The 17,295-nt window shown below is 63.4% G+C and carries 17 protein-coding genes; 10 read left to right on the top strand and 7 right to left on the bottom strand.

Annotation, left to right across the window (positions count from 1 at the left end):
- The first annotated feature begins 65 nt into the window (after positions 1-65).
- Positions 66-977, top strand: coding sequence for an inositol monophosphatase family protein (locus ATI53_RS16230; RefSeq protein WP_009505851.1), 912 nt, complete (start codon positions 66-68; stop codon positions 975-977).
- Here the strand turns inward: ATI53_RS16230 and ATI53_RS16225 are convergent.
- Positions 974-1,804: an ABC transporter permease gene (locus ATI53_RS16225; protein WP_009505852.1), complete on the bottom strand. Its 831-nt coding sequence runs from the start codon at positions 1,802-1,804 to the stop codon at positions 974-976. The two genes, ATI53_RS16230 and ATI53_RS16225, sit on opposite strands and share 4 nt — an antisense overlap.
- Before the next feature lie 173 nt (positions 1,805-1,977).
- On the opposite strand from ATI53_RS16225, the gene cysQ reads away from it, so the two are divergent.
- From cysQ to ATI53_RS16185, 8 genes are all read left to right on the top strand, one after another.
- Positions 1,978-2,748, top strand: coding sequence for a 3'(2'),5'-bisphosphate nucleotidase CysQ (cysQ, locus tag ATI53_RS16220; protein WP_170134599.1), 771 nt, complete (start codon positions 1,978-1,980; stop codon positions 2,746-2,748).
- Positions 2,749-2,752: 4 nt separating this feature from the next.
- Entirely contained in the window at positions 2,753-4,015 is a 1,263-nt protein-coding gene (locus ATI53_RS16215; protein WP_111550862.1) for a glycosyltransferase family 2 protein, read from the top strand.
- Positions 4,016-4,150: 135 nt separating this feature from the next.
- Positions 4,151-5,047: a UTP--glucose-1-phosphate uridylyltransferase GalU gene (gene galU / locus ATI53_RS16210; protein ID WP_009505855.1), complete on the top strand. Its 897-nt coding sequence runs from the start codon at positions 4,151-4,153 to the stop codon at positions 5,045-5,047.
- Positions 5,048-5,053: 6 nt separating this feature from the next.
- Entirely contained in the window at positions 5,054-6,037 is a 984-nt protein-coding gene (galE, locus tag ATI53_RS16205) for a UDP-glucose 4-epimerase GalE (protein WP_111550861.1), read from the top strand.
- Entirely contained in the window at positions 6,018-7,181 is a 1,164-nt protein-coding gene (locus ATI53_RS16200) for a glycosyltransferase (protein ID WP_111550860.1), read from the top strand. The genes galE and ATI53_RS16200 overlap by 20 nt, the downstream gene beginning before the upstream one ends.
- Before the next feature lie 120 nt (positions 7,182-7,301).
- Positions 7,302-8,252: a glycosyltransferase family 2 protein gene (locus tag ATI53_RS16195; RefSeq protein ID WP_240778613.1), complete on the top strand. Its 951-nt coding sequence runs from the start codon at positions 7,302-7,304 to the stop codon at positions 8,250-8,252.
- Complete coding sequence (locus ATI53_RS16190; RefSeq protein WP_009505859.1) at positions 8,249-9,949, top strand: DUF5927 domain-containing protein; 1,701 nt, start codon at positions 8,249-8,251, stop codon at positions 9,947-9,949. Before ATI53_RS16195 ends, ATI53_RS16190 begins: the two co-directional genes overlap by 4 nt.
- A 6-nt stretch (positions 9,950-9,955) precedes the next feature.
- Complete coding sequence (locus tag ATI53_RS16185; RefSeq protein ID WP_009505860.1) at positions 9,956-11,389, top strand: nodulation protein NodH; 1,434 nt, start codon at positions 9,956-9,958, stop codon at positions 11,387-11,389.
- Between the two features lie 80 nt (positions 11,390-11,469).
- Here the strand turns inward: ATI53_RS16185 and ATI53_RS16180 are convergent, their stop codons facing one another.
- The 6 genes from ATI53_RS16180 to ATI53_RS16155 form a co-directional block, all read right to left on the bottom strand.
- The gene (locus ATI53_RS16180; RefSeq protein ID WP_009505861.1) at positions 11,470-11,934 is read right to left on the bottom strand and encodes a PTS sugar transporter subunit IIA; all 465 of its coding nucleotides are present in this window, start codon (positions 11,932-11,934) and stop codon (positions 11,470-11,472) included.
- Positions 11,935-11,990: 56 nt separating this feature from the next.
- Positions 11,991-12,554: a ribosome hibernation-promoting factor, HPF/YfiA family gene (gene hpf, locus ATI53_RS16175; RefSeq protein ID WP_009505862.1), complete on the bottom strand. Its 564-nt coding sequence runs from the start codon at positions 12,552-12,554 to the stop codon at positions 11,991-11,993.
- A gap of 271 nt (positions 12,555-12,825) precedes the next feature.
- Positions 12,826-13,584 carry an LPS export ABC transporter ATP-binding protein gene (gene lptB, locus ATI53_RS16170; protein WP_009505863.1) on the bottom strand — a complete coding sequence of 253 codons (759 nt, stop codon included), beginning with the start codon at positions 13,582-13,584 and terminating at the stop codon, positions 12,826-12,828.
- 4 nt (positions 13,585-13,588) lie between these two features.
- Positions 13,589-14,083: an LptA/OstA family protein gene (locus tag ATI53_RS16165; RefSeq protein ID WP_009505864.1), complete on the bottom strand. Its 495-nt coding sequence runs from the start codon at positions 14,081-14,083 to the stop codon at positions 13,589-13,591.
- An 11-nt stretch (positions 14,084-14,094) separates the two neighbouring features.
- Complete coding sequence (gene lptC, locus ATI53_RS16160; RefSeq protein ID WP_009505865.1) at positions 14,095-14,700, bottom strand: LPS export ABC transporter periplasmic protein LptC; 606 nt, start codon at positions 14,698-14,700, stop codon at positions 14,095-14,097.
- A 3-nt stretch (positions 14,701-14,703) separates the two neighbouring features.
- On the bottom strand, positions 14,704-15,318 hold the full coding sequence (locus tag ATI53_RS16155; protein ID WP_111550858.1) for a ribonuclease D: 615 nt from the start codon (positions 15,316-15,318) through the stop codon (positions 14,704-14,706).
- 889 nt (positions 15,319-16,207) lie between these two features.
- On the opposite strand from ATI53_RS16155, the gene ATI53_RS16150 reads away from it, so the two are divergent.
- A complete protein-coding gene (locus ATI53_RS16150) occupies positions 16,208-16,897 on the top strand; it encodes a sugar transferase (protein WP_111550857.1) in 690 nt (229 codons plus the stop codon).
- Positions 16,898-17,295 lie beyond the last annotated feature (398 nt).

Below are 17,295 nucleotides of genomic sequence, written 5' to 3'. Positions count from 1 at the left end.
TTGCACCTCCGGGCACGGGCTGGCAACCCTTGTGCCATCCCCGACCCAGCCGCAGGACGCGATACATGACCGATTCCCTTCCCATGCCGATCTCGGTTCTGAGCCGCGCGCAAAAGACCTCGATCCTCAACCTGGTACGCCGGGCCGCCAGGACCGAGATCATGCCACGGTTCCGCAGGCTGGATGCGAAGGACATCGCACAAAAGACAACGCGCCTTGATCTGGTGACCGAAGCCGACCGCAACGCCGAACAGATGATCGCGCGCGGCCTGCTGCGGATGTTTCCCAACGCGCTGATCGTCGGCGAAGAGGCGGTGTCGGAAAACGCCGAAGTGCTGCACAGGATCGCCGGCGCCGAGATGACCTTTACCATCGACCCGGTGGACGGGACGTGGAATTTCGCCAAGGGGCTGGCGACGTTCGGGGTGATCCTGTCGGTGCTGCGGTTCGGCAAGCCGGTGTTCGGGCTGATCTACGACCCGGTCATGGATGACGTGATCTGGGGCGAGCTGGGCGGCCCCGCCGAAATCTCCGTGCCGACCAAGCGCATCAACCGCGTGTTGCGCACCTCTGCCGGGGGGGCGCTGGATGAGCTTTACGGCTATATTCCCCTGTTCATGCTGCCGGATGACAAGCAGGCCGAGATGGCGGCGCTGATGCCCCGCTTTGAACATGTGCAATCGCTGCGCTGCTCGGCGCATCAGGGCCGGATGCTGGCGCAGGGCCATGTGGATTTCGTGCTGGATGCCAGGCTGACACCCTGGGACCATGCGGCCGGTGCGCTTCTGGCGACCTGCGCGGGCGGTCATGTGGCGATGCTGGACGGGTCTGAATACAACGCCGCCACCAGCAGGGGCTACCTGCTGGCCGCCGGCAACGCGGCAACCTGGACCCGGCTGCGCGACGCGTTTTCGTTCCTGCTGGACACGCCCGCCCCGCATGCGACGGGCGACACCGAGGACAGCGGCGAAGGTTAACGCCGCGCCGACCAACTCGCCGAGGCGTGCTTGCGGGTGTAAAACTCTGCCATAAGCCCGATCATCAGCAGCACCAGCGACAGGTACAGCGCATATTCCCAGTCGGAATTGCGCGGGTTGTAATCGACGAACGCATAGCCGCGCGACTGGTCGATGGTGTGGAACAGCGGGTTCCAGTCGAACATCACCAGCATGTAGCTGGGCAGGGTGTTGGCCACGAACATCTTGCCCGACGCGATCATGTTCGCCCGCTGGTAAATGGTCGACAGGATCGACACCGGCGTCGGAAACCACGGCTTTGCCGCCAGGAACACCATGCCGATGGCGGCCCCGGAAAACCACGCCAGCAGGACCATCCCGAGGCATCCGATTGGATCGTGGATTTCGCGCATGACGAACGGGTTGAAGGCCACGTCATAGATGAACAGGATGAACACGAGGCTGAGCACCTGAATGTACAGCGTCGACAGCATGGCGGATGCGATGGCGATGGCGGTGTTCATCGGCGCGTGCTGCATCATCGGACTGGCCGGGCCTTCGGACCCGACGACCGCGCCCAGCGTCTTGGTATGGGTCATGTAAAGGAACACCCCGGTCATGATGTAGATCATGAAATCGCCGCGCAGCGCGGTGCTGCGCATGCCCAGGATCTGGAACATGAAATAGAACGCCAGCACGAAGATGATCGTCTGAAGCATATTCATGAACAGCGCCATGAACGCATTGCCGTGGCTTTTTCGCACCGCGCGCACCGAATTGTGGTAGATCAGCTCGCAGATATAAACTGCTGACGACAGCCGCGACCGCGGTTTGCGTGTTTCGAACATCGTGCGCCTGCTCCGATAGGGTCCCGCGCGCGGGAGAACTGCCCATGTGGACGGGTCTTCTTGCCCATCTCGCATTGTGGCAGCATAAGGGTCAGAGGCTTTCAAAGCAATAAATCCGCAGGCTTTCGCCGAAAAGGAGACCGATCTTGAACTACGCGACCCTGGCAACGGAAATGCGACGCCTCGCGCTGGAGGCGGGCGACAAGATCATGGAAATTTACCAAAGCGACGATTTCGAGGTAAAGACGAAATCCGATGCCAGCCCCGTCACCGAAGCGGACGAAGCGGCGGACGCGCTGATTTCGGCCGGCCTGCGCGACATCTTTCCCGACGTGCCGCTGGTGACCGAAGAACAATCCGACAGCCATGAACAGCAGGTAATGACCTTTCTTATCGTCGACCCGCTGGATGGCACCAAGGAATTCGTCAAACGGCGCGGGGACTTCACCGTCAACATCGCACTGGTCGAAGACGGCGTGCCGACGCGGGGCGTGGTTTACGCCCCGGCGCGCGGACGGATGTTCTACACCGACAGCGTCGGCAAGTCGGTCGAGGAAAAAGGCCCCTTCGACAAAGAGACCCCCGGCGAGACGGTGCCGCTTGCGGTGTCGGACGCCGACAACTCGGCGCTGATGGTGGTGGCGTCGAAATCCCATCGCGACGAGGCAACCGATGCCTATATCAACAAGTACAGCGTCGCGGATTCCACAAGCGCGGGGTCCTCGCTGAAATTCTGCCTGGTCGCGACGGGAGAGGCGGATCTTTATCCGCGCCTTGGCCGGACGATGGAATGGGATACCGCCGCCGGGCACGCGGTTCTGAACGGCGCTGGCGGCCGGGTGGTGCGGTTCGACGACCACAGCCCGCTGGCCTATGGCAAGCCGGGCTTTGCCAACCCGTTCTTCATCGCCTACGCCCCGACCGTGGTGCTGAAAGAGGGCTGACCGCATGGGCCGCGCCCCCGATGACGCGATCGCCACCAGCATCGTGATCGTCAGCCGGGGGCGGCCGGAAACGCTGCGCCTGTGCCTTGCGGGCGTGGCGCAGCTGGATCATCCGTTCTTCGAGGTGATCGTCGTTGCCTGCCCCGCCGGGATCAAAGTGACGAACGACACCCCCCATGCGGACCGGATCAAGCGCATCGCGTTCGATGTGCCAAACATATCCGCGGCGCGAAACCTGGGCATCGCGGCGGCGGCGGGCGCGGTTATCGCCTTTATCGACGACGATGCCGTGCCCGCGCCCACCTGGCTTTGCCATCTTGTCGCGCCCTTTCGCGATCCGGCCATCGCGGCGGCGGGCGGCTATGTGCGCGGGCGCAACGGCATCGACCACCAGTGGCGCGCGCGCATCGTGTCGGGCCGGGGCGACGACCAGCCGTTCGACATATCCGGCACCGCCCCGGTCTGCCCTCCCCCGCCCGACGGCTTTTCCATCAAGCTGCAAGGCACCAACATGGCGCATCGCCGGTCGGTCCTGGCGGCAATGGGGGGGTTTGATCCAGCGTTTCGCTTTTTTCTGGATGAAACCGATCTGGACCTGCGCCATGCCGCGCGGAAAAGCCGCGTTGCCGTGGTGCCGCTGGCCGAGGTCCACCACGGCTATGGCGAAAGCCCGCGCCGGGCCGCCGATCGTTCGCCGCGCGACCTGACCGAGATCGGCGCCTCGATGGCCTGCTTTCTTGCCAGGCACTGCCCCGCCTGCGCGCGCGACGACGCCTGGCTTCGGTTTCGCTCCACCCAACGCCAGGGCCTGCTGCGTCACATGCAGCGCGGCCCCATCGGGCCGGACGACGTGCTGCGGCTGTTGCGCGGGCTTGACCGGGGCTACGCCGTCGGGCGGGGCCGCCCGCTGGCACCGCTGCCCGCGATCCCTTCGGCGCACAGCCCGTTTCTACCCTTTCCCGGCAGGCCCGGCGCGCCAAGGGCTGTGCTTTCGGGGCGGCTCTGGTCGCGCAGGTCCATGCGGCGCGAGGCGGCGAAGCGGGCCGCACAAGGCGATATCGTCAGCGTCTTTCGCTTTTCGCACACCGCCCTGCGGCACCGGGTGCGGTTTCACCCGGACGGTTACTGGGAACAGATCGGAGGTCTCTGGGGGCGCAGCACCCGTCAGGGACCCGCCCGTCTTTCCCTGCGATTCAGCACCCGGCTGCGTCTTGAAATTGCAAGAGTGGCGGAAATTCGCGGATGTGGCACAGAAGGCGGGCATTAACCCACGGATCGGGCGTCACAGCCCATGCGGGCGCGATTTGCCCTGTTTTCTCGTCAGGACAGACGTGCTAGGAAAAACTCCGAAACGATCCCCCTGAAAGCGGGGCTTTCGGAATATTTCAAGGAGCAGATCATTATGCGTAACAAGGTGACCAAGGCAATCTTTCCGGTCGCCGGTCTCGGCACCAGGTTCCTTCCGGCGACAAAATCCGTCCCCAAGGAAATCATGACGCTGGTCGATCGCCCGCTGGTCCAGTACGCCATCGACGAGGCGCGCGCCGCCGGGATCAAGGAATTCATCTTCGTGACCTCGCGTGGCAAGAACGCGCTTGAGGACTACTTTGACCACGCTCCACATCTGGAAGCCGATCTGATCGCCAAGGGCAAGGACAAGCTGCTCGAAGTGCTTCAGTCCACCAACATGGATTCCGGCGAAATCGCCTATATCCGCCAGCACAAGGCGCTTGGCCTTGGCCACGCCGTATGGTGCGCCCGTCGTCTGGTCGGCGAAGAACCGTTTGCCGTGATCCTGCCCGATGACGTGATCGCCGCCGACAAGCCCTGCCTTCAGCAGATGATCGAATGCTACGAGGAAACCGGCGGCAACATGGTCGCCGCCATGGAAGTGCCCGCCGACAAGGCCAGCAGCTACGGCATTCTGGACGTGCAGGAAGACATGGGATCGTTGGTGTCGGTCAAGGGCATGGTTGAAAAGCCGCAACCGGGCACCGCCCCGTCGAATCTGGCGGTGATCGGGCGCTATATCCTGTCGCCGCAAATCCTTCGGAACCTTGAAAACAAGGAAACCGGCGCGGGCGGCGAAATTCAGCTGACCGATGCGATCGCAAGGCAGATCGGGTCCGAGACCGATGGAGTCTATGGCTACCGTTTCAACGGTCAGCGGTATGACTGCGGCTCGAAGGCCGGTTTTCTACAGGCGACCGTTGCCTTCGGCCTCGACCGCGAAGATCTGCGCGACGATCTCGCGGCGTACCTCAACGAGGTCGTTGCCGCGCGCAAGGCGGCGCAGTAACGTTTCATGACCCATGTACTGGTTACCGGCGGTGCGGGCTATATCGGCTCGCACGCCTGCAAGGCGCTCAAAGCGGCGGGCTTTACGCCCGTCACCTATGACAACCTCGTCACCGGCTGGCAGGATGCGGTAAAATTCGGCCCGTTCGAACGGGGCGATCTGTCCGACAGGGCGCGGCTGGATGCGGTTTTCACGCAATACCAGCCGATTGCGGTGATGCATTTCGCGGCACTCAGCCAGGTCGGCGAAGCAATGTCCGAGCCGGGCCGCTACTGGCGCAACAACGTCGGAGGCTCGCTGACCCTGATCGAAGCGGCCTGCGCGGCGGGTTGCCTGAACTTCGTGTTCTCGTCGACCTGCGCGACGTATGGCGAACACGACAACGTCGTGCTGGACGAATCCACCCCACAGGACCCGCTGAACGCCTATGGCGCCTCCAAGCGCGCCGTCGAAAACATCCTGCGCGATTTCGAAGCGGCCTACGGGCTGCAATCGGTGATCTTTCGCTATTTCAACGTGGCTGGTGCCGATCCTGATGGCGAGATCGGCGAACATCACCGCCCCGAAACGCATCTGATTCCGGTCATGCTGGAGGCGATCGACGGCAAACGCCCCGCGCTGACCATCCACGGCACCGATTACGACACCGCCGATGGCACCTGCATCCGCGATTACGTGCATGTCTGCGATCTGGTGGATGCGCATGTGCTGGGGCTGAAATGGCTGCGCGACGGCAAGGGCAGCCGGGTGTTCAACCTGGGAACCGGCATGGGTTTTTCCGTGCGTGAGGTGATCGACGCATCGCGCACGGTGACCAACCGCGAGGTCCCCCATTCCGAAGGCCCGCGCCGTGCGGGCGATGCGACCAAGCTGGTATCGGGGTCCACCCGCGCCGCGGCGGAACTGGGCTGGGAGCCGACGCGCTCGACCATGGCTCAGATGATCGCCGATGCCTGGCACTGGCATCTGAATGGGCAATACAACGGCTAGGCTGCTGGACCTCACGCGGCTGGTGTCGCGGGCCGGCCGCCCGTTCACCGGCATCGACCGCGTGGAATACGCCTATCTTTCCCGGCTGCTGACCGAGGGCACACTTTGGGGGCTGGTCCGGACGCAACTGGGCTACCTTCTGCTCGATCACGGCGGCTGTGTCGCGCTGAAGACGCTGCTGGATTGCGGCGCCTTTCCCGCCCCCGGCCTGCTGTCACGCCTGCGTGGGCGCGACGCGCAGCGCGCCGGGGCCGAGGTCGCGCTGCGCCGCATCGCCGCGGCACGCTGTCTGCCCTCCGGGCTTACCCGGATGCTGCGGCGGCTGCCCGAGGCAAGCTGCTACATCAACGTCGGTCACAGCCGGTTCGACGCAGACGCGATGCGCCACCTGCGCGTGGCGCTGCTTTTGCACGACACCATCCCGCTTGATTTCCCCCAATTCACCCGCGAGGGCATCACCCAGCGGTTCAGGACGTTTCTCGACCAATCCGCGCAGGCGGCGGACGTCGTGATCTGCAACTCGGCGCAGACGCAGGCGGATCTGGTGCGCCATGTCGCGGCGCCTCCGCCCAACGCCGTGGCGCACCTGGGAGTAGACACACTGACGCCGATGGTCGCACCTTCGGGGCCATGGCAGAATGCGCCGTATTTCGTCGTGCTCGGCACGGTGGAACCCCGCAAGAACCATGCATTTCTGCTGGAACTGTGGCAGCGCGACCTTGCGCAAACCGGGGCGCATCTGCTGATCTGCGGCGCGCGGGGCTGGGGCAATCGCGAGGTGTTTTCCCGTCTCGATGCCGGGGTGGACCGGGTGCATGAACGGCCAGACCTGACCGACGGCGCCATTGCGGCGCTGATGCGCGGCAGCGCGGGTCTGCTGTTTCCCAGCCTTGCCGAGGGCTACGGCCTGCCCCCGATGGAAGCGGCCGCGCTGGGGGTGCCGGTGCTGGCCAACGACCTGGCGGTGCTGCGCGAGGTCATGAACGATGTTCCGGTCTACGCAGCGGTCAGCGACCGCGCGCTTTGGGTGCGCGAGACGACACGCCTGGCCAGGGACTGGCAAGGCGGCCAAGGTTCGACAGTGGCAAGATTTTCTCCACCGACATGGGACAAACATTTCAAGTCCGTGTTAACTCTGATCTGATAAGCGGCGCACACAGGCCGGGAAACCGGCCGTGGCGCGGGCACGTCTTGGGGGCACCTCTTGGGGGCATGGCAATCATATCGGTTAAGGCTTCAGCGGAAACGCTGGCGCATCCGCGCCATGCGTAAATCCCGACAACTGAAGCCGGTGGCCAACCGGACGGACCGCATTCGGCCATCCGACCTTTTGGTGTTCTGCACCGCCCGCAACGAAGGCATCCGCCTGCCCTATTTTCTGAAGTACTACCGCGACATGGGCGTCAATCACTTCTTCTTTGTGGATAACGACAGCACCGACGGGTCGCTCGATTATCTGTCGCGGCAAGAGGACGTGTCGGTCTGGGCGACCCATGGCAGTTACAAGCGCTCGCGCTTCGGGATGGACTGGATCAATGGCCTGCTGCGCAAATATGCGCATGGGCATTGGGCGCTGACCGTCGATCCCGACGAATTTTTTCTCTACCCGTTTTGCGACACCCGCCCGCTGCGGGCGCTGACCGACTGGCTTGACGCGTCGACGATCAAAAGCTTTTCGGCCATGCTGCTGGACATGTACCCCAAGGGGCGGATCGACGCGCAGCCCTATGTCGCGGGTCAGAACCCGCTGGATATCGCGTCCTGGTTCGATGCCGGGAACTACGCGATTTCGCGCAACAACCGGTTCGGCAACCTGTGGATCCAGGGTGGCCCGCGCGCGCGCGCTTTCTTTGCCGACACACCCGAACGCGCGCCGGCGCTGAACAAGATCCCACTGGTGAAATGGCACCGGCGCTATGCCTACGTCAGTTCGACCCATATGCTGCTGCCGCGCGGGCTGAACCTAGTGTACGACGAATGGGGGGGCGAAAAGGCAAGCGGTCTGCTGCTGCACACAAAATTTCTGGACACGTTCGGCCAGAAGGCCGCCGAGGAACTCAAGCGCCGACAGCACTACGCGGGGTCGACCGAATACCTCGCCTATCACGCGCGGATCCAGCACGACCCGGACCTGTGGTGCAAATGGTCCGAAAAATACATCAATTGGCGGCAACTGGAAATTCTCGGCCTGATGTCCAAGGGAAACTGGGCATGACCATCGGTATCGTGATGCTCGTCCATACGGCCTTTGACAGGGCCGAGCAGGTGGCACGGCACTGGGCGCGGGCAGGTTGCCCCGTTGTGATCCACGTCGACAGGCAGGTGCCGAAGGTGACGTTTCAACGCTTCGTCAAGGCGCTTTCCGATCTGCCGGACGTGCTGTTTTCAAGGCGGCACCGTTGCGAATGGGGCACCTGGGGGCTGGTCGCCGCCAGTCAGGACGCCGCCGAGTTGATGCTGGACCGGTATCCGCGGCTGCACCACGTCTACCTCAGCTCTGGCGCCTGCCTGCCGCTGCGTCCGGTCGCCGAGTTGATCGACTATCTGGCCGACCGGCCCCAAACCGATTTCATCGAAAGCGCGACCACCGCCGATGTGCCCTGGACGGTCGGCGGGCTGGATCACGAACGGTTCACCCTGTTCTTTCCGTTTTCCTGGCGGTCGAACCGCTACCTGTTTGACAGGTTTGTCGATGTCCAGCAGCGCATCGGCCTGCGCCGCAAGGTGCCGCGCGCGATCACCCCGCATATGGGCAGCCAATGGTGGTGCCTGACGCGCCAGACCCTGGGCGCCATTCTGTCGGACCCCGAGCGGCGCCGCTTCGACCGGTACTTTCGCCGGGTCTGGATTCCGGACGAAAGCTATTTCCAGACCCTCGCCCGGTTGCATTCGTCCAATATCGAAAGCCGGTCTCTGACCCTGTCGAAATTCGACTTTCAGGGCAAGCCGCACATCTTTTACGACGATCACCTGCAACTGCTGCGCCGGTCGGACTGTTTTGTCGCCCGCAAGATCTGGCCCCACGCGGACCGGCTGTACCGGACGTTTCTGTCCGACAGCCAAAGCGCGGACGCAAGGCAGGCCCCCAATCCGGGCAAGATCGACCGGATCTTTGCCAAGGCGGTGGATCGGCGGACCCGCGGCCGGTCGGGGCTGTACATGCAGTCGCGCTTTCCAAAACTTGGCTGGGAAAACGGGGCGACGTCCGGACCATATTCGGTTTTTCAGGGATTCAGCGACCTTTTCAAGGATTTCGAACCCTGGTTGGCACGCGCCACCGGGGCGCAGGTGCACGGCCATCTTTACGCGCCCGCGCGCGCGCAGTTCGCGCATGGGCAAACGGTCATCAACGGGGCGTTGCCCGATACGGCGGCGCTGCGCGACGCCAACCCCAAGGCGTTTCTGACCAACCTGCTGTGGAACACCCGCGGCGAGCGGCAGTGCTTTCAGCATGGCCCGCACGACACCCCCGGTATCATCTGGCACATCAGCCGCGATCCCAACGCGCAGATCAGCGTCATTTCCGGGGCCTGGGCGGTGCCGCTGTTCAAGTCAGACGCCTCTTTCGCCGATCTGCGGACCGAGGCCGCGCTGCTGCAAAAGGCCGAAAGCGCCATGCTGGACGAGATTCGGTCGCCCGATGTCAAGGCCCGCGTCCGGGTCTGGACCATGGCCGAATTCATCGAGGCGCCGATGGAGCCGCTTCAGCTTGTGATCGACGAGATCGGCCATCGCGCGCCGCGCCGGCTGGCCGAGGCCCCGGTGATGCAAGACCTCACCGGCTTTGGTCAGTTTTTGCAGAACCTCAAGAATCATGGGATGCACCCCTATCTCATGGGCGATTTTCCGGTGGACCCTGCGCCGCGCAACGCCCAGGCCGCCCGCCGCAAACCCTATCTGGTAAAGAACTGAGATGTCATGACTGACCGTTACGACTGTTTCGTGGTCTTTGCCGAAATGCGCACGGGCTCCAATTTTCTTGAGGCGAACATCAATGCCTTTGACGGGCTGACCTGTCTGGGCGAGGCGTTCAATCCGCATTTCATCGGTTACCCCACGGCGGCGGATGTTCTGGGCGTCACGCAAGAGATGCGCGACCGCGACCCGCTGGTGCTGCTCGACCGCATTCGCGAAAGGCGGTCGGACGGTCTTGGGGGATTCCGGTTCTTTCATGACCACGACCCGCGCGTTCTGCCGGAAATTCTGGCGGACGAGCGTTGCGCCAAGATCGTGCTGACGCGAAACCCCGTCGACAGCTACGTCAGCTGGAAAATCGCCCAATCCACCGGGCAGTGGAAGCTGACCAACGTGTCCCGGCGCAAGGATTCCAAGGCGCGTTTCGACGCCGCTGAATTCGAGGCCCATCTCGATGCGCTGCAAGCGTTTCAGGTCACGCTGATGAACGCCTTGCAGGTGTCGGGGCAAACAGCGTTCTACGTCGGGTATGACGACCTTCAGGACGTCGCGGTGATGAACGGGCTGGCACAATGGCTTGGGGTACACGCGCGCCTGGACAGTCTCAACACCTCGCTGAAGCGGCAAAACCCCGAGCCGCTGGCCGAGAAGGTGTCAAACTTCGATGAAATGGCGACATCCCTGGCGCGGCTGGACCGGTTCAACCTGACGCGCACGCCGAATTTCGAACCGCGTCGTGGCCCGCAGGTGCCGGCCTATCTGGGCGGCGCGCGAACCCCCCTGCTATACATGCCGATCCGGTCCGGCCCGGCCGATGCGGTGACCCGCTGGCTGTGTGCGCTTGATGGCGTGGACGCTGGCGCGCTGGCGAGGGATTTCAGCCAGAAGACCCTGCGCCAGTGGAAACGTGATCACCCCGGGCATCGCAGCTTTACCGTGATCCGCCATCCCCTGGCACGGGCGCACGATGCGTTCTGTTCAAAGGTGCTGACCACCGGGCCGGGCAGCTATGCGGGCATTCGCAAGACATTGCGCCGCGCCCACGACCTGCCCATCCCCGAAGGGGAACCGGGTGCGGACTACACCGTTTCGGCTCACCGCGCGGCGTTCGAGGCGTTTTTGACGTTTCTCAAGGCCAACCTCGCGGGACAGACCTCGGTCCGGATCGACGGTCACTGGGCGAGCCAGGGCCATGTGATTCAGGGGATGTCGGAAATGACCCTGCCGGACATGGTGGTGCGCGAAGACGAGATGGCAGCCTATCTGCCCGCGCTGGCGCTTCAGGTCGGGCACGCGAAGCCGCCCGATCCGATCAAGCTGCCGGTCCGTGCGCCCTATGCCCTGGCCGAGATCTATGACGATCGTCTGGAAGCCGCGGCGCGCGACGCCTATGCGCGCGACTACCTGATGTTCGGATTTGGCGACTGGATGTCGTGACTGAAGGCAGCCCCGCCCCCGTTGGCATCGCGGCCCTGTCTTCGGGATATTTCTGGCCGGAACAAAGGCCCGGCGCCGGTTCAGGCGGCCTGCGACGAGCGGTCTTCGGTGAGGATCGTGTGCAGCGTGGCCGGGTCGGGGTTGGCGCGCAATTTGGTGCAAAGCGCACCATCGCGCAGGGTCCTCGACACCAGCGCCAGCGCCTTGAGATGTTCGACCCCCGCGTCCTCGGGCGCGAACAGCGCGAGGATCACGTCGACCGGCTGTCGGTCGACGGATTCAAATTCCACAGGCTTTTCCAGCAAGATGAAGACGCCGCGCACCTCATCGACGCCATGCAGGCGGGCGTGGGGCAAGGCGACGCCATGCCCCACGCCGGTCGGCCCAAGACTTTCGCGTTCCATCAACGCCTCGACGACGCGGGGCGCCTGAAGCCCGTAAGCGGTTTCGGCCAGCTCGGCGATGTCGTGCATCAACCGTTTCTTGCTGCTGGCGGCCGCGACCACCTTGACCGCTTGCGGACTCAGAAGTTCCAGAAAGGTCATAGACCGCCTTTCACTGGCTGCTCGGGGGCGCGATGGCCACGGCCTGCGTCGATCTCTTAGGGATCGATCCAGCCGATGTTGCCGTCGTCGCGGCGATACACGACGTTCACGCCATCTTTTTTCTCGTTGCGGAAAACAAGCACGGGGGCACCGGCCAGTTCCATCTGCATCACGGCTTCGCCCACCGTCAGCGAGGGGATCTTCGTCTCCATTTCGGCGACGATGATGGGCTGCAGCGAGTCCGGTTCCTCATCATGCGACTCGGCTTCACCGGCGAGGATATACGAGGACGCGCCGAAGAGTTCAACGGGCTCGACGCGATCCTTGTGGTGGTCTTTCAGGCGACGCTTGTAGCGGCGCAGCTGCTTGTCGATCTTTTCGACGCAATCGTCGAAAGCGGCATAGATTTCGGTTGCCTTGCCCTTGGCCGACGCGTTCAGACCGGTCGACAGATGCGCTGTCACCTCGCATATGTATTCATGCGCGCTCTTGGAAAAGGTGATCTGCGCATCGGTGGCCCTTGCGGAATACTTCTGCATCACCGGAACGAGCTCGTTCTTCACATGCGTCTGAAGCGCCTCGCCGATGTCGATCTGCTTACCCGTGATCTGATAGCGCATTTTTGTTCCTTCTCTTCTTTGGACCCGACACCCTGCCCGCTGGTTGCGGATCATTCACATGGGGCGGATCATGAAAGACGCAAGGCGGTTGCAGTCAATGCCCGGCCTTCCCTTTTCTCAGGGGTAGCAGTGGCAGTGCGTGCAAAACGACGATGCGTCATGTTCCGATTTGACGCCAGACTCGGGCTTAGTGTCAATGATCTGTCGCAAGACACCGGGTAAAGACCGCGCACAGGCTGAACACCCGGTTCACGCCGCATTGCAGACGCGATCAGCCAAAGCGGAAATCTTCGCCCAGGTAAACCCGGCGCACGTTTTCGTTTTGCACCACTTCGGCGGGGGTGCCGGACATCATGACCTTGCCATCGTGCAGGATGTAGGCGCGGTCGACGATCTCCAGCGTTTCGCGGACATTGTGATCGGTGATCAGCACGCCGATGCCACGCGTCTTGAGGTCAGCGACAAGGTGGCGGATGTCGCCGACGCTGATCGGGTCGACCCCGGCAAAGGGTTCGTCCAGCAACAGATAGCGGGGATTGGCGGCAAGGCAGCGGGCGATTTCGACACGGCGCCGTTCACCGCCCGACAGCGCCAGCGCGGGGGCGCGGCGCAGGTGTTCGATGGAGAATTCGCCCAGCAGCTCTTCGAGCCGTTCCCGGCGGCGCGTCACGTCGGTTTCGGCGATGTCCAGCACAGAACCGATGTTGTCCTCCACCGAAAGCCCGCGAAAGATCGACATTTCCTGCGGCAGATAACCGATGCCAAGCCGGGCACGGCGGTACATCGGCAGCCAGGTGGCGTCGCGCCCGTCAATGGTGACCTGCCCGCTTTCGGGATTGACAAGCCCCGCCACCGCGTAAAACGTCGTGGTCTTGCCAGATCCGTTCGGCCCGAGCAACGCCACCACTTCGCCCCGGTCAAGCCTGAGCGTCACGTCGCGGATCACCACGCGCTTGCGGTAACTCTTGCGCAGGTGCTCGACCCGAAGGCCGCTGGCGCCCTCGGTCACGGACAATTCGGGGCGCGCCACTGCGTTACTGCCCGGTCTCGTCAGAGGAATTGCCGATCACGGTACGCACGCGCCCGGTCATCTGCGCCGTGCCATCATCCAGATTGACGATCATGCGCTCGGACGTCAGCGCGCTGCTCCCCTGGGTCAGCAGCACGTTGCCGGTCATCAAGATGGTGCCTGCGTCGATGCTGTAAACCGCGCGCTCGGCCTCGGCGGCTTCTTCGCCGCTCACAAGGGTCACGCCGCCCGAGGCTTCCATGCGGTCGATGCGGCTTTCATCTTCGGTATAGAAAATCAGCACGCGCGGCGCGGCGAGGCGCATCTCGCCCTGCCCGATGACCACGTTGCCGGTATACAGCGCGGTGCCGTCGGACTGGTTCACCGCAAGCTGGTCGGCGCTGACCTCGACCGGGGCGTCTGTATCCTGGCTCATGCCACCGAACGCGACGCTGGTGCCCTGCGCCGACGCCGGCGCCGCGAGGGCAATGAATATGGCAGCAGTCAGAATGCGGTACATCGGCTCGTCCTTCATGGATCTTGCGGGTCGTATATCAGGTTTACGCCGCCGGTGAAAAGCAGTTGCACGTCGCCGGTGGTTTCATCCGATCGGATCGTCAGCTTTCCGGCGGTGAACGTCCCCGCCGGCCCGGTGCCGCTGACCGGGGCAAGGGTCTCGGCCGAGATGCGGTCGATGGCGCTCCGCAGGCGCTCGGTGTCGATGACATATCCCGTGGAACTGTCGATCCGGACGGCGCCTTGCAGGTCCGCCGATCTGTTCGCGTCGTCAATCGTGGCCGTCTGCGCGCGCAGGCCGATGCGGCTGCCGTCGGTCAGGTCAAGCCGCGCCACGAGGCTGTGCGCCAGGATTTGTTGCAGACCGTCCGACAATGGCTCGACCGTGTCGGCGGTAAAGCTCAGCCGGTCACCGCCTGCCGTGGTACCGGTGTACAGCGGCGCGACAATCTGCTCGCGGGCAGCGCCCGGCGTATCGCCCGCATGCACCGGCAAGGTGTTCACCGGCTCGCTGCGGCGCGGCAGCAGGAATATGGTCGACAACATCGCCAGCGCCATCAGCGGCAACGCCAGTTTCAACCACCCGATCAGCCGCGTATATGAATCACCCCGCCGCGCCATCGTTCAGCTATGCGCGAAAATGTCGGTTTCCGCCCAGCCTTCAAGATCGAGACGCGCCCGCGAGGGAAGGAAATCAAAGCACGACTGCGCCAGGTCGGTGCGGCCTTCGCGGTCGAGCATCACCATCAGCGCCGCGCGCAGCCGGTGCAGGTGCAGCACGTCCGACGCGGCATAGTCGATCTGCGCGCGGGTCAGATCGGGCGCGCCCCAGTCGCTGGATTGCTGCTGCTTCGACATGTCGACGCCCAGCAATTCCTGCGACAGGTTCCGCAGCCCGTGGCGGTCGGTATAGGTGCGCACGAGGCGGCTTGCGATCTTGGTACACCACACCGGCTGCGCCAGCGTGCCGAACGCGTGATACATCGCCGCGATGTCGAACCGCCCGTAATGGAACAGCTTGAGCACATCGGGATCGGCCAGCAGGCGGGACAGGTTTGGTGCGTCGGTCTGGCCGCGTTCGATCTGCACAAGATGCGCGTGCCCGTCACCCGCCGACAGCTGCACCACGCACAGCCGGTCACGTTGCGGATGCAATCCCATGGTCTCGCAGTCGATCGCGACCACGGCGCCAAGCGACAGCCCGTCGGGCAGGTCTTGCCGGTACAGATGATTGGCCATTCCCGCCGGTCTCCTGAAGCTTTCCCGAGATAGGCGAGCGTCGCGCCGCTTGCAACCGAAAGCCGGCGAAAGGCACGGGAAACCATGCCTCATTTGCCGCAACCAACGCCTGAATGTGACCCGATTCGGACCAAATGGGGCTGGAATTGGGCGAGGGATGGTCATGACTTGGGCACAGCATTTCACGCTTCATTTTGGACTGTAACATTTCGTGATCAATGTTACTCGTCCTAGGCGTGTCCGCTCGGCGCTGACTTACGCCGCCGCGCCTGTGCGAATGCCGCTCGCCAGCGTCACGAGGGCGCAGATTTTCTCCCATGCCATTGTTTCCGCCGGGAGATGATAGCGCCCGAAGTCCCCCGCCGCCGCAGCCCGAAACGGGGACAATCAGCGCCGCGAAACCCTATATTTTCCGCAACGCAGCATAGTTTTATGCGTTACGAGCAGGGAATTGTTTCCCAGCAAGATCCTGGGTTCGAGGCCACGTCAGCCCACGATACGCCCCGATCCGGCGACGGTCGCGGTTTGGTTGTGCCCACGCGCGCGCGCCGACCGTTCGAGGCAAATCAACCAAAAGATGTGGGCAAAACCGCGTGTTGACCGAAGGTGAGATCATACGCATAAACATAAATGTTGATCGAAAAAACACATTCCGGTCACACAGTTCAGTAACGAAATGGCACCTGGGGGCTGGTGCTTTCACTTGGGAGTATTTGGCAAGTTTGCTGCGATCCTGAACCGGTGCTTTGAACCGGTAATCCCCAGCCCGTTAAATGGTTGCCCCGAGCGTCCGGCATGACCGGCGTAAGGGGATGGTGCGCCGAAGATAGCATTTGAATTGCAGTTTCTGTCCATTTCCCGTCGATGCAAGAACCTCTGGGAGGTCACGTTGACTCTTCATATTCGGCAGCCGGTCCCCTCGACCGAGTTTGACAAACTTATTGAAAATACGCTGCTCAAGGCCCCTGGCGCCCTGAGCTACAGCAAACTTGGCAAGCGCACGCTTGATGTTTTGATCGTTCTTATGGGGGCCTTCCCCGTGGTGATCGTGACACTGGTTCTGGCGTTGCTGATCGCGCTGGACGGAAAGTCACCGTTCTTTTTGCAAAAGCGGGTCGGCCGTCACGGTCGGGTCTTTCACATGTGGAAGCTGCGTTCGATGGTGGCTGACGCCGAAAGCCGCCTTGAGGCGCATCTGCGCGCCGATCCCGACGCCCGCCGGGAATGGAACCGCAATCAGAAGCTGCGCAATGACCCCCGGATAACCCGAGTCGGCCGTATCATCCGCAAGACGTCGCTGGATGAACTGCCGCAGCTCTGGAACGTGCTGCGCGGCGACATGAGCCTGGTTGGTCCGCGCCCGATGATGACATCGCAGCAGGAACTGTATCCGGGCACCGCCTATTACGCGCTGCGCCCCGGCATCACCGGGTTCTGGCAGATTTCCGTTCGCAACGAGTCGAGCTTTGCCGAGCGGGCGGACTTTGACACCGATTACCTGCGCAAGCTGTCCTTGCGCGCCGATCTGTCGGTGCTGGCCAGGACCATTCGCGTGGTGCTGCACGGCACCGGCTGCTGAGGCTCTTACGTTCACGTCAAAACCCCGGCCCCGCGCCGGGGTTTTCGTTTATGCGCACCGCGCTGTCAGGCCCCCCCGACCCGGCCTCAAGGCACAGTCGGCCGTTGACGCCGCGCCCATCGGCAGAAGCGGCCGCGCCAGCAGCGGGCCGTGATATTCCATCCCGGCGCCGGTCGCGGGATGGCCGTTGCGACCGAGCCGGGCGGGTGGCAGCGATTCCCAAAAGTGGATCTGATGAAACAAGGGCGGCAGCACATCGCCAGCGATCAGACGCTCGGGCCTGCCAAGGGCCGCGAGCGGTGCGGTCCGGGATCCATGATGACGCCACGGCGGATTTCATGAGAGCCGGTCATGGCGTCCCCCTGTCACAAAACAACTTTGCGCCAAATCGTTGCAGG

The organism is Salipiger aestuarii, assembly GCF_003259905.1.
GTDB classification, from domain to species: Bacteria; Pseudomonadota; Alphaproteobacteria; order Rhodobacterales; family Rhodobacteraceae; genus Salipiger; species Salipiger aestuarii.
The sequence above is the reverse complement of the archived record's forward strand: the minus strand, read 5'-3'. Positions and strand labels throughout refer to the sequence as shown.